The sequence below is a fragment of the Chryseobacterium sp. WG14 genome (assembly GCF_024586945.1).
Classification (GTDB): Bacteria; Bacteroidota; Bacteroidia; order Flavobacteriales; family Weeksellaceae; genus Chryseobacterium.
In genome coordinates this window covers 73,191-95,830 of record NZ_JALCZD010000007.1, presented here as the reverse complement: position 1 = coordinate 95,830, position 22,640 = coordinate 73,191, and the positions used below count along the sequence as shown (strand labels likewise).

Sequence of the window (22,640 nt, the reverse complement as noted above, 5' to 3'; positions counted from 1 at the left end):
CAAATACATACTAAATATCTGCATAGAGGCACTTCAGATCTCCATCTTCCAGCCTATTTCAATAATTTCCTGATATCTTCAATCAGAATTTCGCGGTCAGGGTGATATTTCCCTGTTAGCTTTGGGTTTTTCCCATCTGGATCTTCATAATTCAATCCTGAATAATAGAGGATCGGCATATTCTCTTTATTGTATCGGCAGCGGATATTTCCTTCCTGATCTACCAGGGCAATCATTCCACTGTGATTAAGACTTTCCCCTTCATTCTCCTGATCTCCAACATAAATATTGAATTTATCTGCAAGATCCCCGATATATTTTCTGTCTCCCGTCAGAAAATGCCAGTTGGGAGATTGAGCCCCAATTCTTTTAGCATGTTCTTTTAAAGCTTCCGGAGTATCATTTTCAGGATCAATACTTATGGAAATAATTCCAAAATCAGGATTATTAATCTGATTCTGAATGGCCTTCATATTGGTATTCATCACAGGACATATGGTAGGACATTTACTGTAGAAAAATTCTACCAGATATACTTTTCCCAGCATATCTCTGTTGGTGATTTTTTTACTGTTCTGATCAGTCAGGTTAAAATCAGGAACTTTCATAACAGTATAAAGATTCTTTTTAAAATATCCCATTCCTACTCCAATACCCAGAAAAAGCAACCCAAAGGCCACAATGGGGATAATAATCTTTGTTTTATTGTTAGCTTTATTATTTTTTGGCATATTTCTCAGGACTTTTTTTGAATTCATCTTTACAGTAAGCACTGCAAAAACCATAGGTTTTATTTTTATATACAGCAGTGTCTTTCAGGAACTCTGCGGTTTTCATATGACAGATCGGGTCTTCCCCGTTCACCACCTGTATATTCTTTATATTCTCTTTAGAAGAGCTCATGCTGCTTTTATGTTTCACCTGAGGTGTTTCTTTAGCACATGCTAATAATGATATTGACAACAACGCTGTCAAAATAATCGGAGATTTCATTTTGATATAAATTGAAATTAATGATACTATTAAACGGAATAGATTGTTAGCTATTGTAAAGCATAACATTAGTGAAAGCAATCAGAACTCAGTATTAAGTTCAGGAATACTTTCAACCACATAAACTAAAAACATAGTTTAAAATAAATTTACGCTAACGGAGGATGGAATATTCTGGAAAAATATCCCGAAGGGTGAAAGTTAACATCCTTTGTATGCGGAGTTTTCACAGACAGATCAAGTTCTTTTTTATATGAAAAAGAAAGGATTTCATTGGAAAGAAAAACATCAAGCCCGGCAATCTTTATTGTTTGAGAGCTATTGGATTGTTTTTCTGTTTTTGCCAGTTCTTTTTCCACATAGCATTTCCCTTTACAGGTCGACTGGGGTATATCTCTTTTTTCGCAAAGATTTTTTACGATATAATCATAATTAACAGCGTAATTGACCAATGGCAAAACGGGACGTAATGCAACGGTAAAAATGATGAATATGGAAATGAATAACTTCAACTATTCTGTTCTGTGATACAAATATACTATTTCAAAACTGTTTTAAGCCTTATTTATGATGAAAGTCATTAATGGTTCTTATGAATACAATATACTGTTACCTATAAAAATAATAAAACTGTATCTGTTGCTATAATTATATTTTTCCGACCTTTGAAGTAAACCTCATAATTTATACCATGCTTCAGATAAGACAAGCGATCCCTGAAGATGCACCACATATTGCATTGTTGGGAAGAGTTACTTTCACCGAAACATTCTCGGAATATTTCCGCGATACACAGGACCTGTTCGATTATTATGAGCAGACTTTCGCAGTATCTAAAATAAAAGCAAGTATAAAGAATAACAAATACTGGATTGTATTTTGGAATGAGCTGCCTATTGGGTATGCAAAATTGAAAGTGCATTCTACTTCTGAGTTTATCGGCTCTTCCACAGTTTCACAATTGCAAAAGATCTATGTGCTGAAAGAGTTTTTGGATAAAAAAGCAGGAAAGGTATTAATGGAAGAGCTTATGTCTTCTTTTAATACTTCCGACCAGACTCATATTTGGCTTTCAGTTTTACATTCGAATGAACGGGCTTTACATTTTTATTATAAAAACGGGTTCTCTAAGATTGGAGAACATCAGTTCAGCATAGGAAAGGAAATATTCGATTTTTTTGTACTGTCAAAAGAAAAATATTAGTTCTTTATAAAATTTAATCTTGTTAAAAGGCTCTATTGATGTATTTTGGTAGGGCTTTTTTATTGTTATAGCCAAACGTAAAGGCCATTATATCCAGTATTGTCAAAGAAAAAGCTCCACTGAATCTTCAGCAGAGCTTATGAATATAATTGAGTTATCTTTAAAACTTCATCCTCTGAATCCTTACCGCATTCAGAATAGCCAGCAATGCAACCCCTACATCTGCAAAAACAGCCTCCCACATAGTTGCCAGTCCTCCGGCTCCAAGGAGTAAAACAACAGCTTTTACGGCAAAGGCTAAAATAATGTTCTGCCAAACGATTTTTTTTGTCTGCTTACCGATATTGATCGCCATTGGAATTTTGCTGGGCTTATCATCCTGGATCACCACATCTGCCGTTTCAATGGTTGCATCACTTCCCAAGCCTCCCATAGCGATTCCCACATCACTTAAAGCAACTACAGGAGCATCGTTCACGCCATCTCCTACAAAAGCTACCGTTTGGTTTTTGGCTTTAATCTCTTTTACTTTATTTACTTTATCTTCAGGCAATAGATCTCCGTATGCATTGTCGATACCCAGTTGATCTGCCACATATTTTACCACTGTAGTCTTATCGCCACTCAGCATGGTGGCTTTTACATTCATTTTATGGAGTTTGTCAACTGTTTCTTTCGCATCTTCTTTAATACTGTCTGCAATGGTGATGTATCCTGCAAACTTACGATCGTACGCTACAGCAATAATAGTGTATACAATATTGGTGTGGTTGATATCATAGCTGATGCTGAATTTATCCATTAATTTAAAGTTCCCCACTAAAAGCTCTTTTCCATTGACCACAGCTTTAAGGCCATGTCCTGCAATTTCCTCTACATTTTCCAAAGGAATAGAATGATTGATATCTCCTACATAATTGTGAATGGCAGTGGCTACAGGGTGAGTACTTTTACTTTCCAGGACATTGACCATCTGAAGGATTTCATCTTTATTAAGCCCAGGGGTAATGCTTACTTCCTGAACTTTGAAAACCCCTTCTGTCATCGTTCCTGTTTTATCCATCACCACATTTTGAATTTCTGCGATGCTATCCAGAAAATTACTTCCTTTAAACAGAATTCCATTCCGGCTTGCTGCTCCTATCCCTCCGAAATAGCCCAACGGGATGGAAATAACCAATGCACAAGGACAAGAAATTACCAGGAAGATCAGGGATCTGTATAGCCAATCTCTGAACTGGTAGTCATTGACGAAAAAATAAGGTAATAAACAGATTCCTATAGCCAGGAATACAACAATTGGAGTATATACTTTGGCAAATTTTCTGATAAATAATTCTGTAGGTGCTTTTTGGGCGGTAGCATTCTGAACCAGCTCCAGTATTTTACTTAGCTTACTGTCTTCATAGGCGGTATTTACTTTAACAAGTGCAATACTGTTCATATTGATCATACCTGCCAGCACTGTCTCCCCTTTATTTTTGGTGTCCGGTTTACTTTCTCCCGTTAAAGCTGCCGTATTGAATGAGGCTGCATCCGATAGCAATTCACCGTCCAAAGCCAGCTTCTCACCAGGCTTCAGCTGGATAACGTCTCCTATTTTTGCTTCTTTTGCTTTCATAGTTTTCGGCTGATTATTTTTAATAACCGTTACCTCATCAGGACGCTGGTCCAATAAAGCCTTTATATTTCCTTTTGCTCTGGTTACCGCCATAGACTGGAAAACTTCCCCTACGGCATAGAACAGCATTACGGCAACTCCTTCCGGATATTCTCCAATAGCAAAAGCACCAATGGTAGCTATTCCCATCAGGAAAAACTCGGAAAAAACATCTCCTTTAATGATACTTTTATAAGCATCTTTCAATACAGGAATTCCTACAGGAATATAAGCTGCCAGGAACCATACTAAACGTACCCATCCGGTAAACCATGTGGGTTTTATATAATTATCAAAAGCAATTCCTAACAATAAAAGGGCAAATGATATCATAGCCGGAAGAAACATCTGAAAGACCGTCTGATCTCCGGAATCATGAGAGTGATCATGACCGTCATGGTCATGCCCATCTCCTTCTGAATGATTATGTTTTTTTGTTACTGGTTTTTCCGGGGTCGTACTACAGCATTTTTCCATAACTGATATTTTTATACAAATTTAATGATGAGACGGATGCAATACTATTGCAAACTTTCAAGACAATTCTCACAGATTCCTTTGGCAAACAGCCTTATTTCATCAATCCTGAAACTGGTCTGGATATTTTCAGGAAAGGAAATATCTTCTTTACAGGTGGTTTGTTTACATATTTTACAATAGAAATGGAGATGCCAGTCTTTATGTGTTTTTTCATCACAGTCATCCTCACATAACTTATATTTGGTAGTTGTATTTTCCTGTATACTGTGAACAATTCCTTTTTCTTCAAAGGTTTTCAATGTTCTGTAAATTGTGATCCTGTCTGCATTATCAAAATAATTTTCTATTTCAGAAAGAGACAATGCCGCTTCCTGAGAGCTTAAAAAATCATAAACCAGAATTCTCATGCTGGTAGGCTTGGTATTTTTATCAATGAGCTTATTTTCTATATCTTTTTTCATTGTCAACAATTTTAATGTTACAGATGTACTTCTGTTTCCTCATATCCTTCCTCCTCTATCTGAAAAGTGGTATGGCTTATTTTAAAGTTTTTAACCGTCTCCTCCGTTAATGTTTTCAACAGTTGATTCTGAGAAACACCCTCATTCTTTACAATATGGGCACTCATCGCATTGACACTTGAGGTAAGGGACCATACATGGAGGTCATGGATATTCTTCACTCCAGGGGTCTGTTCCAATGATTGACGCAACATATGAATATCTACATCTTTGGGAGTACCTTCCAGTAAAACATTGATTGCTTCTTTCAGCAGTTTCCAGGTTCTGGGGAAGATCAGAAATCCGATGGCTGCAGAGATCAAAGGATCGGCATAATACCAGCCCGTGGTAAGCATAATAACCCCTGCAATCATTACTCCTACGGAGGTAAGCATATCTGAAAGTACTTCAAAGTAAGCGCCTTTCATATTCAGGCTTCCTTCTGAATCTTTTCTCAGGATCATCATCCCGATAATATTCACTACTAATCCTATTCCTGCTACAATCAGCATCGATTTGCTCTGTACTTCCGGTGGACTTTGAAAACGCTTATAGGCTTCAATCAATACATAGATAGAAATTCCCAGTAAAACGACCGCATTAATAACGGCCGCTAATATTTCTGTCCGGTAATATCCATATGTTTTGGAAGGGTCCGCTTTTCTTTCACCAATTTTTATGGCAATAAATGCCAAAAGCAGTCCCACAACATCTGTCAGCATATGGGCTGCATCTGCCAATAATGCAAGACTATTGGTAACTATTCCTCCAATAACCTCAGCAATAAGATAGGTTCCGCTGAGGCCCAGTACAATCAGAAGGTTCTTTTTATGTCTGCTTGCTGCAGAGGGTGTTTGTGTCGGTGTGTTTTCCATATGATCTCTATGGTTTAATTACATTTCATAATACGACGTATTTTCTTTTTTCAAAGGAACATTTTGTTCACCAATCATCTGCCTAATATTGATCTCTATGGTCTGTGCCAGAGACGTCATTGGAGTATCCACCGGACCATTCTCAAAAGGGTCCTGCATAATGATTGATGTTTTTTCAATAGCAATGAACATAATCGGAATCAGGAATGTAATTGCAATCTCCACAACAAGCTGTGAATCATCCAGCCCAAAAGGAAGTATGGCGGCAAATACATAGATCAAAATATGTACTAAAATACTGTAAGACCTGGGAAAAACTGTATTTTTCAATCTTTCACATTTTCCCATGCTGTCACAAAGCCTTGTAACTATATCATTGAGCTGCATTTGCTGAAAATCTGTTAATTCTTTCGTTGGGGCAATTTCCTTTAGCTGTTTAGAATGAGCATCCAGCAGCGCATTGGGTATATTCATTCCGTTGATATGATTTCTGTCCAGATATTCCTGAACTTTTTCAGAGAAGGGCTGCTTTCTCAGAGATTCTCCAAGCGCATAGGTCCAGGTGATTTGTCTTTCGGCAAAATCTTTTATCGTTTTATCATCTCCGGCAGGCATAAACTGAATGACCAGCCTTACAAACGTCCTTGAATCATTAACAACAGCTCCCCAAACGGTTCTTGCCTCCCACCATCTTTCGTAGGATTGGGAAGTCCGGAAAGCCAGCAGTAAAGACACTGCAGTTCCTAAAAGTGCGGGAATATTCAAAGGGAGTGATATTTTTCTAAACCCAGGCAGCATATCCAAAAGGCCTATGGCAACAGCGAATATCCCAATAAACAGAATCTGAGATTTTATTTCGCGGATGAAATACCAGACTGATATTTTTTTGTTTAATAACATAATTCATCATTTATTAAATACAATAAAGCTTATCTTCTCACCTTCAGGCGGCTTTTACAAGGGTATAAAAGCGATGCTGGAATTAGTTCTAAATTAAGCATAAAAAACCATATTTACCTGATTCCGATCACTTTAATTAATGTTCGTGCTCTCCGGAATTAACTAATTTAGCATTCACAAAAAAGGCACCTTTCGTCACAATTTTTGCATTGTCCGGAACTTTCCCAATGGCTGTAATGGCAGTGTATCCCATATCTGATGTTCCTTTTACTACTTCTACTTTTTCAAAATTCAAAGTTTTAGGATGAGGCTTCCCTTTTTCTTCATGCTCTTCCTCTATTTTTTTATCGGTTTGAATAAAAATGTAGTATTTACCGTCTGCTTCTACGATAGCCTCTGTGGGCACTGCCGGAGTAGTGCTTTTATCCAGGCTTACAATTCCCGTGATATTCATTCCGTCAATTAAGCCGGTTTTATTTCCGATCACTTCACAGTGCATAGAAATTGTTTTACTCTCATTTTCAAATGAAGATCCTATACTGTAAATTCTTGCATCGTACTCTGTTTCAGGATTATTTGTCAGTTTAAAATGAACAATCTGCCCTACTCTCATCTTCGGAAGATCTTTTTCAAAAACCTGAAGATCCAGATGAATTGATCCATTATCAATCACAGTAGCCACAGGAGAAGAAATATCTACATAGCTTCCTATCTGTGCTGTAATACCACTGATTGTCCCACTAATTGGGGCAGTAATTACCAGACCCGATCTCATATTACCATTGCTTACCTTTCCAGGACTTATTCCCATCATCTGAAGTTGTTTGAGAAGAGAAGCTTTTTTGGTTCTTAGTTTGTTGAGCTCTGCATCGGCACTTTGAAGGTTCTTTTTAGCGCCTGCATCATTATTAAAAAGCTCTTTCTGTCTTCTGTATTCCTGTTCTGCATAGGTAATCCGGCTATTTGTGGTGAGATAATCTTCCTGAAGCTGTATATATTCCGGATTGGCAATGGTAGCAATCACCTGCCCTTTTTTCACAATGCTTCCTACCTGGACATTTAATGTTTTAATAATCCCTCCATACAGAGAAGTAATAGTTGCTTTATTACTGTTGGGAACACTCAGCAGCCCATTTGCTTTAATCGTGGAGGTCAGTTCTTTCATTTCTACGGTTCCCAGGGCTACTCCCACAGATTTCATCTGTTCCTCTGTAAGTGAGGCTGTGGTTTCGGGAGCTTCTTCATGAGATTGTTCTTTCTGCTCAGTTTTTTCAGCAGCTTTTTCCACTGCGACTTCTTTTTTTCCACAGCTTATGATTACCAGGGAGAAAAGTATAAGGGCTATGATGTTATATTTGAGTTTCATATGAAAATGTTTACTTGGTCTAAGATCAGATGCAATCGCCTCCTTTATTAAGGCTTGTTTTCCGGAATTTTTTTTTACTAGCGATTTCATATTATTTATTAATGATTGAATTAATGGTCACTACAGATTGATTAACCTGTTGGATAGATTCCAGGTATTTTAACTGAATATTCGTTGCTGTCTGCAGCGCAAAAAGATATTCCACATAGGAGATTTCTCCCGTTTTATATCCTAATTGAGCTGCCTTTACAATTTTCTCCGCATTCGGCAGTGCCTGGCTTACATAATAGTCATATTGCTGAATATCCTGCTGATATTGGCTGAAAGCATTTTCCAACTGTGCAGAAAGTTGTTTCTGCTGCATTTTAGCATTGGTTTCTGCGACCTGCTTATCATATTCCAGAGCCTGAATTCTGGCTTTTGTAGCTCCAAATGTTAAAGGAATTGCCACACCTACTGTTGCAGACTGGAAACGCTTGCCAGATCCATAAAAATTTTCCTGCCCATTGATCGTATGAAGACCTATTAGCGACTGGTTTGTATATCCTAAGCTAAAATCCGGCAAGCCCAAAGATTTTTCAACTTTTTTATTTTTCTCTGCCATTTCCATTTCCTGGTAAAAAGCTCTTACTGACGGATTATTAGCTACCGCAGCACTATCCAGCACATTTTCCGCTCTTAGAGGTTCATAGTCTTTTGTAAACGGTACTTCAATATTATCTGATGTATTTAGAAGTGTTCTTAAACTTTTATACGCATTATTTAAATATACTTCATTTTGTTTAAGCAACAGGTTAATTTCTCCTTTTTGGGTTTCGGCCGTATTAATTTCAATCTTTTTAATATCGCCGGCTTTAAATCTCACGGTGGCAATTCTTATAAAGTCATCATAGACAGTGCTAAGATTGGTAAGCTGTGCTTTATTGTACTGAAAATATTCAATCTGATAATAATAGGTTCGAACCTGTCTTATCAGCTCGTTGGCTGTAATTTCTCTGTCAATTTGCTTACTCCTGATATTCTCGCTGATCAATTCCTTTTTTGCTTTAAAGAGTGTTGGGAAAGGAATACTTTGTGAAATGGCAAAAGACTGGTCAAATTTCGGGCTGTTGTACTGGCCAAGCTGGGCCTCAACACTTAGCTTGGGAAGTTCTTTAGCCGTAGGCCTTAATGCCTCTGCCGACCTTATACTTAAATCTTTTGATTTTAAAGTTAAATTATTATCCACTGCCATTTCTATTGCCTGGTCTACAGAGATAGGTCTGGTTTGTGCTTTAAATGTCTGTCCCAGCATCATAAACCCTATGAGAACAATGATGGTAAATGTTCCTGCTTTATTATTTTTTCGCTTGAAAAATTGAGTATTAAAAATAATATACAACATAGGAAGGACAAATAAAGTAAGGAAGGTTGCCGTTACCAAACCACCGATTACCACAGTTGCCAAGGGCTTCTGAACTTCCGCTCCTGCTCCGGTGGAAATAGCCATGGGTAAAAATCCTAATGAAGCTACTGTAGCCGTCATCAAAACCGGTCTTAACCTGGTTTTTGTTCCTTCAAATACTCTTTTCAGAATATCGGTTTGCCCTTCTTTTTCAAGTTGGTTAAAAGTTCCTATCAAAACAATCCCATTAAGTACAGCCACTCCAAATAAAGCAATAAACCCGATTCCTGCGCTGATACTGAAAGGCATATCTCTTAAAAGAAGAGCAAATACTCCCCCAATGGCACTCATAGGAATTGCGGTAAAAATTAAAGCAGCCTGTTTGAATGAGCGGAATGTAAAATACAATAGCATGAAAATAAGAAATAACGACACCGGAACAGCAATCGTAAGACGTTTGCTCGCTTCCTGAAGATTTTCAAACTGTCCGCCATAAGTAAAGTAATATCCGGATGGAAGCTTTATTTTTTTATCCAGGTTTGCCTGAATATCTTTCACGACACTTTCTACATCACGTCCTTTTACATTGAAGCCTATCACAATTCTACGTTTTCCCTGTTCACGACTAATCTGTGCAGGGCCCAGTTTGTAGCTTATATCTGCAACCTGCGATAATGGGATCTGAATTCCTGTACTTGAGGTAATCATTAAATTATTAACATCTGTAATATCTGTTCTGTGAAGACTGTCAAGCCTTACTACCAGGTCAAAACGTCTTTCATTTTCAAAAACCTGTCCTGCAGCTTTCCCAGCAAAGGCTGTACTTACGGCATTGTTAACATCTTCAATATTTAATCCGTAATTCGCTATCCTTGTTCTGTCATATTGTACATTAATTTGTGGGAGACCGCTTACCCTTTCGATTTGAGGAGCTGTAGCCCCGTCAACCGTTTGAATTACTTTTCCCACTTTATCTGCATATACTGCTAATGAATCAAGGTTTTCACCAAATATTTTCACGGCAACATCCTGTCTTATCCCTGTCATTAATTCATTGAAACGCATCTGGATAGGCTGATTTTTTTCAAAAAAGACCCCCGGGATCGTTTCCAGTTTCTCACTGATCTCATCTGCCAGTTCATCATATGATTTTTTGGTTTTCCACTCGCTCTGTGGTTTCAATACAATAATCATATCCGTGGCCTCAGGAGGCATCGGGTCTGTAGGAACCTCAGCTGAACCGGTTTTTCCAACGACCATTTTTACCTCATCAAATTGCTTAATGATCCTGGAAGCCTGCATAGACGTCTCTATACTCTGGCTTAATGAACTTCCCTGCGGCAGTATACAGTGGAATGCAAAATCACCTTCCTGTAGCTGCGGGATAAACTCTCCACCCATATTTTTAAAGATGAAAGCAGCCAATACAAAAACAAGTATTGTAGCTGAAACCACGGCATATTTTACTTTAATAGCTTTCTTCAGTAAGGGTTCATAGATCCTTTGCAGACGGTTCATCATCTTATCTGAAATAGTTTCTTTATGAGAGATTTTTTTAGACAGAAATAAGGCACTCATCATTGGAATATAAGTAACGGATAAAATAGTCGCTCCAATAATGGCAAAGCCAACTGTTTTAGCCATTGGCGTAAACATTTTCCCTTCTACCCCTGCTAATGTAAGGATAGGAACATAAACGATAAGGATAATAATCTGTCCAAATATCGCACTATTCATCATTTTAGAGGCAGCAGTTCCTACTTCCTGATCCATCTGAGCCTGGGTAAGACTTCCATTAAACTTTTTATGATGAAGAAGATGCAGGGTAGCTTCCACAATAATTACAGCGCCATCCACAATTAACCCGAAATCAATGGCTCCAAGGCTCATCAGATTAGCACTTACGCCAAAGACGTTCATCATTCCTAACGCAAACAACAATGAAAGAGGAATTGCTGAAGCCACAATAAGCCCTGCTCTAAGATTTCCTAAAAAAACCACCAGCACGAAAATAACGATTAAAGCCCCTTCAATAAGGTTTTTCTCAACCGTGCCTATTGCCCTATCTACCAAATCTGTTCTATCCAGAAAAGGTTCTATGACAACATCATCCGGGAGTGATTTTTGAATAACAGGAATTTTCGACTTAATATTTTCCACCACTTCATTACTGTTGGCACCTTTTAACATCATAACCACCCCTCCAACAGCATCTACTTTCCCATTATAGGTCAAAGCTCCGTAACGCACAGCACTTCCTAAACGAACATCTGCCACATCTTTGATAAAAATAGGCACACTGCCGGTTTCGTTTTTAACGGCTATATTTTTTATATCTTCAAGAGAAGTAACAAGACCAATCCCACGGATAAAATAAGCATTAGGCTTTTTATCGATATAAGCTCCTCCTGTATTTTGGTTGTTTTTTTCTAAAGCTGTAAATATTTCAGTAATGCTGGTTCCCATTGCTTTAAGACGGTTAGGGTCAATAGCAACTTCATACTGTTTCAGTTCTCCTCCAAAACTGTTGATTTCCGCCACTCCCGGAGTTCCGTTGAGCTGCCTGCGGACAATCCAGTCCTGCATCGTTCTAAGGTCTTTAGCATTGTATTTCTTCTCACTTCCTTTTTTAGGATGGAGAATATACTGATATACTTCTCCTAGCCCCGTACTTACCGGAGCCAGCTCAGGAGTTCCTATTCCTTTAGGGATTTCTTCTACGGCATTTTTTAATTGTTCACTAATAAGCTGTCTTGCAAAGTAAATATCGACATCTTCTTTGAAAACGACGGTAATCACAGAAAGGCCAAATCTTGAAATACTCCTCGTTTCCTGAATATCCGGAACATTGGCAATACTCTGCTCTATAGGAAAGGTTACCAGCTGCTCCACTTCCTGACCTGCCAATGTAGGGCAGGCTGTAATAATCTGCACCTGATTATTGGTAATATCCGGTACAGCATCTATCGGCAATCTGGTGGCACTCCAGGTTCCCCAGATGATCAGCAGCAAGGTCATAATACCAATCACAACCTTATTTTTAATACTGAATTTTATGATTTTATCTAACACGATTTTATTGAATTTTTATTGAAAAACAAATGCCTGCAGCTTATAAGCTGCAGCAAAAATATCATGAAAACCTCTGCAACGGTATTGCAAAGTTTCAGGTAATGTTTAGAAAGCATCACTTTCTAAAGATCAATAAAAATTAAATTTTGGGAGGCTGCCAGATAGGATCGTATACCTGGTAAGCAAAGTCATTCTTCTGAAACAGAATTTTCTTTGAAAAATAAGCAGGAATCTGCTCAGGAATATCTAATAAAGGATCCATCTTAAATGTGGAAACTGCAATCTGGCAACAGCTGCATGCACAGAGTGGCGAGCAGATATCTCCTTTCTCTGTAGAATGAGTTCCATGGATACTTAATGATATTTTCTTTTCTCCTGAATCAAATGATGCGGACACATCTTCACATGGCATTAATGATAACGCCATGAAATAAATTGCCAGTATCCATCTTAATAGATTCATTGTTACAAAGGTAAAGCTTTTTTCTAAAATGGATCATCTCCTTGGATATTTAATATGCAATACAGAAATGTTTCTGATTATTCTAAGTTTGATAATGAAATAAAAAAACAATCACTACATTGAATACATTTTAAATCCTGACAATTATTATAACTTAAATATTCTAAAAAACCCCTCTAATCAAGTAATAAAATTATATTAGAATGAAACCTTTTTTTGCTACACCTTTAATTATATCATTGACTTGTTCAATCCTATTTTCTTGTGAAAAAAAAGAGATATTAAACGAGGACATTAAGATCTTAAACCAAAACAGAAATCTTTCGACTGTTAATGGAACTGATATTTACACAACAAATCTTATGATCGAGCCTGATACCTCTGACACGCTTAGGTTTAAACTAACAGATAAGGATTGGACTTTTTTAAGAAAAAGTTTTGATAAGAATAAAATCTATCTTATTAATAACAATACAAAGATAGGAGAAAGAGCAAATTCTATTGAACTTGATGATACAATTATAATTAAAACAAATAAAAGGTCCTTATCAATAAACTTTCGCCATTTTCTTAACGAAAAAGAGAGTATAGATACTGTAAAAACTAAAAGTTTTAAAAATTTTATGCACACTTTTGATTCTTTAGTATATTATAGATCCAGGGGGAAATAATTTGTTAACCATAGATAATTTATAAATTTATCAACCAAATCATTTATCAAAATAAAAAAACCACCGCAAGTGCAGTGGCTTAAAAAAATCAAATCTAATTATTGGGTTATAAACTATAAATTCGGGTTGTTTTCAGATTCCTTCTGTGGAATGCTGAATAAGTAATACCTGCTATTCGGAACAAATCCTGTTTGATCAGGGAATGCAAAATTAGTATGACCTCTTCCATCAACCGTTTTTACCGTTCCGTTCGGTGTGGTAACCTGAACTTTAACAGGTTCTCCATTGGCATCTACGAAACGTTTCCTTACTACTGTCCCCTGTGTTCTGATGATATCTGAAAGAGAAAAACCTTCTCCAAATAATTCTTTTCTTCTTTCAATTAAAATTTCCTTTACCACATTATTCTGAGCTAAAGAACCACTGTAAACATTAGCATTTCTTGCAGATTTTAGTTGATTTAAAATAGTGACTGCCTGGGATACATTTCCGTTTCTTGCTTCTGCTTCCGCTTCAATCAGGTACATCTCAGCAGCTCTCATATAGACGATATCAGCAATAAGCCCTGATTTAAATTTAAACTTAGCATACCTCAGCAACCCTTCTCTCCCTTTAAGGCCATCCCATGAGAAAAGCTGATATCTGATATCATTAGCATCAAAGAGGTCTTTAAAATAAGGATCAGCCATAAAACTGTAATAATAACTTCCGGAAGAAGATACATCCAGGTAATGGAATGCATAACTCGCCCCCGACTGCTCCTGGGTTTGTCCGTGTCCCCAAATCCATTCAGCATTATTGATATCGTTGAAACCATCCTTATATTTCTCCGGAGCCATCAAAGGATACCCTTCTCTTGCAACTTTTGCTGCAGCTGCAGCTTTACTCCATTCTCCTGTATTCAGATAAGTTCTTGCCAAGATCCCGTTTACTACAGAACGATTGATCTTATCTTTATTGTTTCTCGTATAATCTTTCAATAAATCATCAGCATCTGTAAGATCATTTTTCACTAAAGCATAGATCTCTTCCAGGCTTGCTCTTTTCTTCCCTACAGTAGTTATCGTTGAAGGTTCCGTATAGATCGGAGCTGTTAATGCTGTCTTATCTTTCAGGTAACTGAACTGATAAAAACTGGCAAGATTCAGATAACAGAAAGCCCGTAAAGCCTTTGCCTGGCCCTTCACCTGATTCTTTTTTTCCTGACTTCCTTCTGTTCCGTCAATCCTTGCAATCACATTATTCATATTATTAATGGCAGAATAGAGCATCGACCAGATAAATAATGGACGGCTTGCTGTATTATTGACCATTTCTGTAAATGTATAGGTAGAAGAAAAACCATATTTATTAGTCAGTACAGCAACATCACTTCCCATAGCATCACTTGCTCTTAAAACAGTTGAATACCCGATATTGGCATAAGTAGTTCCGTCATCATTGAATCTGGCCCAGGTTCCGTTGATTACTGTTTCTGCACTTTCAGCAGTTTTAAAAACTTCCACATCATTAGCCTGATCGGTAGGAGCTGTTGCCAGGTCACTTTCACAGCTGGTCAATGACCATGCTGTAAGTAAGGCAAAAGATAAATATTTTAATTTTTTCATTGTTTCAATTTTAAAAGTTAAAGAGTTGCCTGAAGTCCAAAAGTAATTGTTCTCATGGCAGGATACCTGTAATAAGTAGTACCGTCCAATGCCTGCTCAGGATCCATTCCTTTATGCTTATAGAAGGTCAGAAGATTTTCTGCCTGAACATAGATTCTGAACTTTTTAAGTCCAAGTTTTTCAAAATAATCTGAAGGAAGAGTATATCCCAGACTTACATTTTTAAGTCTTGCATACGTTCCGGAATATAAGAATCTTGAAGAATTGGACGTCCAGTTATTGGTAATTGTACTCAATGCAGGTACATCCGTATTAGGATTTTCAGGCGTCCATCTGTTTAACATTTCTACACTCCACGCACGACCTCCGGCGCTTCCGTTATGCATAATTGAGGTATAATCGGTATCAAGAATTTTACCTCCGATTTTGAAAGTCAGCAACCCTGAGAAGTCGAAATTCTTATAGGTAATACTTGTACTAAGCCCTCCGGTTACTTTTGGCAATGCAGATCCCTGCAATGTTCTTGTTGCTTTTGCATATTCAGAAGTAGTCCCTTCCACTGTGTTTCCATTAGCATCTGTACCAATGGTTTTCCATAACGGTCTTCCGTTACTTGCATCTACCCCTGCCCATTCCGGAATATAGAAATCATATACAGAACCTCCTACCTGTAACAGCTTCGTTCCGGTAAGGATAGAACCTTTAGGTAATTTCGTAATCTTATTATTCAGTGTACTCAGGTTAAGGTCTAAATTCCATTGGAAATTATCTGTCTTGATTGGCGTCGTAAAAAGGGAGAATTCAAAACCTGTATTTTTTATAGTTCCGATATTGGCCGGGAAATCATTAATCCCTAAAGACGGAGCTACTGGCATATTAAATAGAAGATCCTGGCTTTTTCGCTCAAAATATTCGATATTTCCTTTTACTCTGTTATTAAGAACCGCAAACTCTAATCCTACGTTCAGATTAAGATTCGTCTCCCACTTTAAGCCGTTGGTTCTCGCTTTTTCAAGTACGGCACCAGGCTCACCAAGGTTGTTATAAAATTTATAAAGCTCCTGGTAAGCGTAATAAAGAGGTAGTTTATTAGGCTGTAATAATTTATCATTCCCCTGCCCTCCATAACTTGCACGAAGTGTCAGCTGATTAAAGAAATTCAGATTTTTGATAAATTCCTCGTTAGAAATCTTCCATGAACCTCCTAAAGACCAGAATTTCCCCCAACGGTTATCCTCAAAGAATCTTGAAGAACCGTCTGCCCTTCCTGAAGCTGACAGGAAATAGGTATTGTTAAAATCATATTCCACTTTTCCAAGATAACTTAGCAGGCTGACCTTATCACTGTTTCCACTGAAACTCCCCAACAAGGCTGCAGCATCCGGCTCATAATAGTATGGAAGTGAAAACTGACTTCGGGTACCGGAGATTGTCTGGTAATCATATTTATAAAATTCCTGACCTGCTAACACATTAAAATGATGCTTTCCGAATTTTTTATCAAACGTCAGAATATTACTCGTGGTATAAGATAAAGTTCTGCTGTTTGACTTTGTGACCGATCCTCCAATCTCACTACCCTGCCCAATAAGTGGGTTTGAATAATAATGTCCATTATAATTGACTAAATCTACGGAAAAACTTGTTCTGAACTTCAACTCCGGTAAGAATGTGAAGTCCATAAAACCTTTTCCGGAGAAGTTATCTTCTTTATTTTCATTTTTATCTAAAGGTAAAGTTGCCGCTAAATTTTGATTCTGAAGAGCATTGGTAGGTCTGTATTTTCCAAAATCGTAAATTCTGTTTCCTGCCCCATCCAATATATATGATCCATCAGGGTTTCTCTCATAATAAGGATAAAACGAAGGAACAGATCTTGCTGCCTGGATAACATTGCTTGTATTGGAATCTGAAGACGTAGGAGCCTGCTGAATACTGTTGGTATAACTTAAATTCACCCCTACATTCAGCCATTTCTTAACTTCAGAGTTGAGTTTTAACCTTGTGCTGTATTTTTTAAATCCGGATTCAATGGCAATCCCTTTATCATCAAGATATCCCAATGAGAAAAAGTAATTGCTTTTTTCACTTCCTCCACTGATATCCAGATCTACCTGATTCCTGGAAGCCACTCTCTGTAAAACATCTCTCCAGTCATCATTCCATAATGGTGTTGCTCCGGGTAACAATTTCCCGTCTGTACCTACAGGTTTTGAATAATTAGCACCATAAGGATTAATACCCAGTTCAGAGATAAGATTATTGGTAGCCATCTGGGCTGCCTGCTGCCCATTGACCTGACTGGATCTGTATCCGTTTCTCAATGCTTCCCAATACAGCTGGAAATACTGATCTGTACTTACCTGTTCGTAGTCTTTTACCGCTCTGCTGGAAAAACCCTGGCTTATATTAAAGTTGATTCTGGCTTCTCCTTTTTTACCGGACTTGGTCGTAATAATAATAATCCCATTCGCCCCTCTTGATCCATAAAGAGCACTTGCCGTAGCATCTTTCAGCACACTGATTGATTCTATATCATTAGGGCTTATAGAGTTCAGATTTCCGTCAAAAGGAATACCGTCTACCACATATAAAGGATCGCTGGATGCACTGATAGAGCCAATTCCCCTGATCCTGATTGTAGCTGTAGATCCCGGCTGTCCGGAAGAACTTGTTGTTTGTACTCCCGCCACCTGTCCTTCCAATGCTTTGGTAATATTGGTAACAGGTCTGTTGTTAATCTTATCACTGGAAATAGTTGCCACAGAACCGGTATAGCTGGTTCTTTTAGCCTTTCCGTAAGCTACCACCACCACTTCATCAAGTTCCTTCTCATTGAGTGTATCTTTTTTAGATTTGGTATCCTGCCCGTGTATGCTTCCAATTCCTAAAAAGAATACCGCTACAGGGGGAATCCAAATTTTTGAGCTAATCAAATTTTTATTAATCATAATCAATTTTGTTTATCATATATTAAAATTTTGCCCTTTGCAGATAATACAGCAAAGGGCATCGATAAATACGATAAACCTAATGCTTATTTTTCCTTTAAAGGCTGAATGTAACACCTTGCACAAGAGCAGGTTGTTAAGATTTCATTGGGTCAGTTCCCTCCATCTTTCTTTATAAGCCGATCGAAATATGACTGCAAATCTAGAAATATTTAGTCTACAAAACAAGTAGACTTATAATTTTTCATGATAATTTTTCAAAAATTAACTTAATATTTTATTAAAAAGCCGGTAAAATAAGGACTTATAAAAATTGGCACTTTAACAAACATGACAAATATCATTATAGATAATGCAAAGGAGAAAAATGAAAAAAAATAAAATTCTACTCTTTAAAGGAAAAAGTTTTATTTTTATAAGATGAAAGTTTTAATTATAAACGGGCCTAATCTCAATCTTTTAGGCACCAGAGAACCGGAAATCTATGGAACAATATCCATGGAAACTTATTTGGAAAATTTAAAATCCGAGTTTCATTCTTATGAATTAAAATATTATCAATCCAATATTGAAGGAGAGCTTATCAACAGGCTTCAGGAAGATGATTTTGATGCTGTTGTCATCAATCCAGGTGCTTTCACACACTACTCTTATGCCATAGCAGATTGTTTAAAAAATATTCAGAAACCTAAAGTGGAAGTTCACATCAGCAACATTTATAAAAGAGAGGAATTCCGGCAAAAGTCTGTGACTGCCGCCAATACCGATGCTGTTTTGTCTGGCTTCGGAATGGAGGGATACAGATTAGCATTACTGGGATTAAAATAATTTCTCAGTTTCTCCTCAGGTTTAGCAAATTCTGCAAATGATTGCGTTGTAGAAAAAATAAGCAATTCATCTATTTGAAAATAGAAAAGCCTCATCAGTGATGAGGCTTTTGTGTATGTTGTAAGCAATCTTATTAGATAGTCTGTCCCTGTAATTGAGGTCCTGAAGCAATTAGTTTTTTACCGGCTTCAGTATCACAGTACTGTTCAAAGTTTTTAATATATCTTGAAGCAAGGTCTTTTGCTTTTTCTTCCCACTCGGAAACATTACCGTAAGTATCTCTAGGATCCAGAATACCTGCAGAAACATTTGGAAGTTCGGTAGGAATTTCAAGATTCATGATGGGAACCTGAGTTTTAGGAGCGTTATCAATAGAACCGTCAATAATAGCATCAATGATTGCTCTTGTATCTTTTAAAGAAATTCTTTTTCCAGTACCGTTCCAACCTGTATTTACTAAATAAGCTTTAGCACCGTGCTCTTTCATTTTACCGATCAATGTTTTAGAGTACATTGTAGGGTGTAATGTAAGGAATGCTTCACCAAATGCAGGTGAGAAAGATGGCTGAGGTTCTGTAATTCCTCTTTCTGTTCCGGCAAGTTTTGAAGTATAACCGCAAAGGAAATGGTACTGAGCCTGATCTTCATTCAGGATAGAAACCGGAGGAAGTACTCCGAATGCATCTGCTGAAAGATAAACAATCTTTTTAGCATGCCCTGCCTTAGATGGCAATACAATTTTGTTGATATGATAGATTGGATAAGAAACTCTTGTGTTTTCAGTGATTGATCCGTCTGTATAATCTGCCACTCCATTGTTCACAACAACGTTTTCAAGAAGTGCATCTCTCTTGATCGCTCTGAAGATATCCGGTTCTTTTTCTTTTGATAAATCGATAACCTTAGCGTAGCATCCCCCTTCATAGTTGAATACTCCGTTATTGTCCCATCCGTGCTCATCGTCACCGATCAGGTATCTTTTCGGATCTGCTGATAAAGTAGTTTTACCAGTTCCTGAAAGACCAAAGAATAAAGCAACATCACCTTCTTCTCCTACATTTGCAGAACAGTGCATTGAAGCCATACCTTTTAATGGTAGGTAATAGTTCATCATTGCAAACATTCCTTTCTTCATCTCACCTCCGTACCAAGTACCACCAATGATCTGTAGTTTTTCAGTAAGGTTGAACATGATGAAGTTTTCAGAGTTTAATCCCTGAGCTTCCCAATTTGGATTCGTAGTTTTAGAACCATTGATTACAGTAAAATCAGGCTCTCCGAAGTTTTCAAGCTCAAAATGAGAAGGGCGAATGAACATATTGGTCACGAAATGTGCCTGCCATGCCACTTCAACAATAAATCTTACTTTAAGTCTTGTATCAGCATTTGTCCCGCAGAAAGCGTCTACAACATAGATTTTTTTTGCTTCTGCCAGCTGATCCATCACTAGTTCTTTACAAGACCCGAAAATTTCCGAAGTGGTAGGTAAGTTTACTTTACCATCCCAGAAAATTGTATCTCTTGTAACATCATCCTGAACAATATATCTGTCTTTAGGTGAACGACCTGTGAAAATTCCTGTTTTTACCGATACCGCGCCAGATTCTGTAAGCTCAGCTTTCTCAAATCCTTGATTTTCAGGAGAAACTTCAGCCTGATATAATTCTTCATAAGAAGGATTATATACTACTTCATAGTTTCCTTTAATCCCTAATTTCTCTAAATCCTGGATGATTTTAGTGTTTTTCATTTTACTTATATTTTCTATTTCTTTATTGAGTTCAACAAAAATAATATTAATTATTTGTTAAAGGTGGTTTAAATATACTGATATAAGTCAGAATCGCAAATAAAAAAAGGGGCTTGTAAATTATTGATTATAAATTAATTATATCTTGCCATTCAAAAACACTAGTAAAACCCTTCTCCCAAAAATAGTCTTTATAGCTCCCAAATTTAGCACTCATCACGAAATCTCCACCCCATGCCCCCAAACTTTTGACAAAACAAGGGCAGTCTGAGAATAATCTCTCTTTAACTGTAGGAATTTCAAGAAAATTGGAAATTTTTTGCTCATGAACCGCCATTAGCTCAGAAAAATTTTGCAATTCACTGCATAACAAAATTTTCTTTGTGATATCTGAAAATTCATCAACCAATTCCGGAGATTTCTTTTTTGACTTGTAAAAAATGATTCCTTCCCTACTATCTTGTTTTTGATTCAGGTGAATAAAAATCAATTCATTTTTAAAAGGAGGACTGAAAGTTACCTTCTCATATTTGATTTCCGGTTTACTTTGAAAAAGAACAGCAGATTTTTCTTTTGCGACTGCAACATCATATCCACTTCCTCCCAAACTGATGGAGTTCAAATAAAAAGGATCAATTCTGGCCCATTCTGCCAGATTATTCATTAAGGTAGAACTGCTTCCAAGTCCAAAATCCGCAGGAAACTGAAGATTTGTTTTTAAATGGTAAGTACAATCGTTTTTGAATTTTATGTCGGAAAGCTGCTGTACATTCTTTAATGTTTTTAGAATAAATTCAGCACTTGCAGGAATATTAGCTTCAAGAATCTGCCAATTCTTATAATCTATAGCAGCCTTTAGCCATAATTTGTTCTGATGAAATGCTTCCCAAAGAATCAGGGATTTGTTGTCATTTCTTTCTTCAAAAAAAAACTCTTGTCCAAGCTTGGTAGGTACCGCCAGGACAAGAGCTCCGTCTATCGCGAAATATTCTGAAGTAAGCATAAGCTTGCCCGGTGAAAATATCGCGTTCATATTTTTTTATTTTAGATTGCAGAAACAGCGTCTACAGATCCGTCAATTTTTTTGATCAGCCCCTGAAGGGTTTTTCCAGGTCCAACTTCTACAAAATTAGAAGCTCCATCTTTGATCATATTCTGAACAGACTGTGTCCATTTTACAGGACCGGTAAGTTGATCAATAAGGTTTTGTTTAATCTCATCAGGATTTGTTACCGCTGTAGTAGTGATATTCTGATATACCGGAATAGTAGCTTTTCTGAATTTTGTTTTCTCAATGGCTGCAGCTAGCCTTTCTTGTGCAGGCTGCATTAATGGCGAATGGAAAGCTCCGTTTACAGCCAGTAGTAATGCTCTTTTTGCTCCTGCTTCTTTCAATTTAGCACAAGCTTCTTCTACTGCAGGTGTTTCTCCCGAAATTACAAGCTGCCCCGGACAGTTATAATTGGCAGGAACTACAATTCCATTGATCTGAGCACAGATTTCTTCTACTTTGGCATCTTCCAGTCCTAGAATAGCTGCCATTGAACTTGGATTTGCATCACAAGCCTCCTGCATAGCTTTAGCTCTTTCGGATACTAATTTCAAACCATCATCAAAAGATAAAACTCCGTTAGCTACCAATGCAGAGAACTCTCCTAACGAGTGTCCTGCTACCATTTCAGCTCCAAGACCGTTTACTGCTTTTAATGCTGCTACTGAATGTATAAAAATTGAAGGCTGGGTAACCTCTGTTTTCTTAAGATCCTCATCTGCTCCGTTAAACATAATGGAAAGAATATCGAAACCTAAAATTTCATTGGCAGATTCCATCAGATCTTTGATATCTTTTCTAGAATCATACAATTCTTTTCCCATTCCTACGAACTGAGAACCCTGCCCAGGAAATACAAGTGCTTTCATGTACTGAATTAAATAT

18 protein-coding genes and 1 riboswitch are annotated in these 22,640 nt (G+C 37.3%); of the genes, 3 read left to right on the top strand and 15 right to left on the bottom strand.

Annotation, left to right across the window (positions count from 1 at the left end; genetic code table 11):
• Positions 1-53: 53 nt before the first annotated feature.
• The 3 genes from MP478_RS13260 to MP478_RS13250 form a co-directional block, all read right to left on the bottom strand.
• On the bottom strand, positions 54-731 hold the full coding sequence (locus MP478_RS13260; protein WP_257191182.1) for an SCO family protein: 678 nt from the start codon (positions 729-731) through the stop codon (positions 54-56).
• The gene (locus MP478_RS13255) at positions 718-993 is read right to left on the bottom strand and encodes a YHS domain-containing protein (protein ID WP_230033985.1); all 276 of its coding nucleotides are present in this window, start codon (positions 991-993) and stop codon (positions 718-720) included. Before MP478_RS13255 ends, MP478_RS13260 begins: the two co-directional genes overlap by 14 nt.
• Before the next feature lie 149 nt (positions 994-1,142).
• On the bottom strand, positions 1,143-1,505 hold the full coding sequence (locus tag MP478_RS13250) for a hypothetical protein (protein WP_230033983.1): 363 nt from the start codon (positions 1,503-1,505) through the stop codon (positions 1,143-1,145).
• A 179-nt stretch (positions 1,506-1,684) separates the two neighbouring features.
• Here MP478_RS13250 and MP478_RS13245 point away from each other — a divergent pair, with 179 nt between their 5' ends.
• On the top strand, positions 1,685-2,197 hold the full coding sequence (locus MP478_RS13245; RefSeq protein ID WP_257200720.1) for a GNAT family N-acetyltransferase: 513 nt from the start codon (positions 1,685-1,687) through the stop codon (positions 2,195-2,197).
• Positions 2,198-2,357: 160 nt separating this feature from the next.
• Here MP478_RS13245 and MP478_RS13240 read toward each other — a convergent pair whose 3' ends face one another.
• The 7 genes from MP478_RS13240 to MP478_RS13210 form a co-directional block, all read right to left on the bottom strand.
• The gene (locus tag MP478_RS13240) at positions 2,358-4,007 is read right to left on the bottom strand and encodes a heavy metal translocating P-type ATPase (RefSeq protein ID WP_373691711.1); all 1,650 of its coding nucleotides are present in this window, start codon (positions 4,005-4,007) and stop codon (positions 2,358-2,360) included.
• 371 nt (positions 4,008-4,378) lie between these two features.
• Positions 4,379-4,798: a Fur family transcriptional regulator gene (locus MP478_RS13235; protein WP_257191179.1), complete on the bottom strand. Its 420-nt coding sequence runs from the start codon at positions 4,796-4,798 to the stop codon at positions 4,379-4,381.
• Between the two features lie 17 nt (positions 4,799-4,815).
• Entirely contained in the window at positions 4,816-5,712 is an 897-nt protein-coding gene (locus MP478_RS13230) for a cation diffusion facilitator family transporter (protein ID WP_257200718.1), read from the bottom strand.
• A gap of 18 nt (positions 5,713-5,730) precedes the next feature.
• Positions 5,731-6,612, bottom strand: coding sequence for a bestrophin family protein (locus MP478_RS13225; RefSeq protein WP_230033972.1), 882 nt, complete (start codon positions 6,610-6,612; stop codon positions 5,731-5,733).
• A gap of 136 nt (positions 6,613-6,748) precedes the next feature.
• Positions 6,749-7,978: an efflux RND transporter periplasmic adaptor subunit gene (locus tag MP478_RS13220; protein ID WP_257200717.1), complete on the bottom strand. Its 1,230-nt coding sequence runs from the start codon at positions 7,976-7,978 to the stop codon at positions 6,749-6,751.
• A gap of 91 nt (positions 7,979-8,069) precedes the next feature.
• Complete coding sequence (locus MP478_RS13215; protein WP_257200716.1) at positions 8,070-12,434, bottom strand: CusA/CzcA family heavy metal efflux RND transporter; 4,365 nt, start codon at positions 12,432-12,434, stop codon at positions 8,070-8,072.
• Positions 12,435-12,573: 139 nt separating this feature from the next.
• Complete coding sequence (locus MP478_RS13210; protein ID WP_257191175.1) at positions 12,574-12,897, bottom strand: DUF6660 family protein; 324 nt, start codon at positions 12,895-12,897, stop codon at positions 12,574-12,576.
• Between the two features lie 203 nt (positions 12,898-13,100).
• Between MP478_RS13210 and MP478_RS13205 the strand changes: the two genes are divergently transcribed.
• Complete coding sequence (locus MP478_RS13205) at positions 13,101-13,568, top strand: hypothetical protein (protein WP_257200715.1); 468 nt, start codon at positions 13,101-13,103, stop codon at positions 13,566-13,568.
• Positions 13,569-13,681: 113 nt separating this feature from the next.
• On the opposite strand, the gene MP478_RS13200 is transcribed toward MP478_RS13205, so the two are convergent.
• Both MP478_RS13200 and MP478_RS13195 read right to left on the bottom strand, forming a co-directional pair.
• Positions 13,682-15,175 carry a RagB/SusD family nutrient uptake outer membrane protein gene (locus tag MP478_RS13200; RefSeq protein ID WP_257200714.1) on the bottom strand — a complete coding sequence of 498 codons (1,494 nt, stop codon included), beginning with the start codon at positions 15,173-15,175 and terminating at the stop codon, positions 13,682-13,684.
• A 17-nt stretch (positions 15,176-15,192) separates the two neighbouring features.
• Positions 15,193-18,126 (bottom strand): TonB-dependent receptor, encoded by a 2,934-nt coding sequence (locus tag MP478_RS13195; protein ID WP_257200713.1) that lies wholly within the window; start codon positions 18,124-18,126, stop codon positions 15,193-15,195.
• An 83-nt stretch (positions 18,127-18,209) separates the two neighbouring features.
• Positions 18,210-18,307, bottom strand: a riboswitch (SAM riboswitch).
• A 239-nt stretch (positions 18,308-18,546) separates the two neighbouring features.
• Here MP478_RS13195 and MP478_RS13190 point away from each other — a divergent pair.
• Positions 18,547-18,954, top strand: coding sequence for a type II 3-dehydroquinate dehydratase (locus tag MP478_RS13190; RefSeq protein WP_230033958.1), 408 nt, complete (start codon positions 18,547-18,549; stop codon positions 18,952-18,954).
• A 133-nt stretch (positions 18,955-19,087) separates the two neighbouring features.
• On the opposite strand, the gene pckA is transcribed toward MP478_RS13190, so the two are convergent.
• From pckA to fabD, 3 genes are all read right to left on the bottom strand, one after another.
• Entirely contained in the window at positions 19,088-20,704 is a 1,617-nt protein-coding gene (gene pckA, locus MP478_RS13185) for a phosphoenolpyruvate carboxykinase (ATP) (RefSeq protein WP_230033956.1), read from the bottom strand.
• A 127-nt stretch (positions 20,705-20,831) separates the two neighbouring features.
• Entirely contained in the window at positions 20,832-21,737 is a 906-nt protein-coding gene (locus MP478_RS13180) for a GYDIA family GHMP kinase (protein WP_257200712.1), read from the bottom strand.
• 11 nt (positions 21,738-21,748) lie between these two features.
• Positions 21,749-22,624: an ACP S-malonyltransferase gene (gene fabD / locus MP478_RS13175; RefSeq protein ID WP_047484973.1), complete on the bottom strand. Its 876-nt coding sequence runs from the start codon at positions 22,622-22,624 to the stop codon at positions 21,749-21,751.
• Between the last annotated feature and the right edge of the window lie 16 nt (positions 22,625-22,640).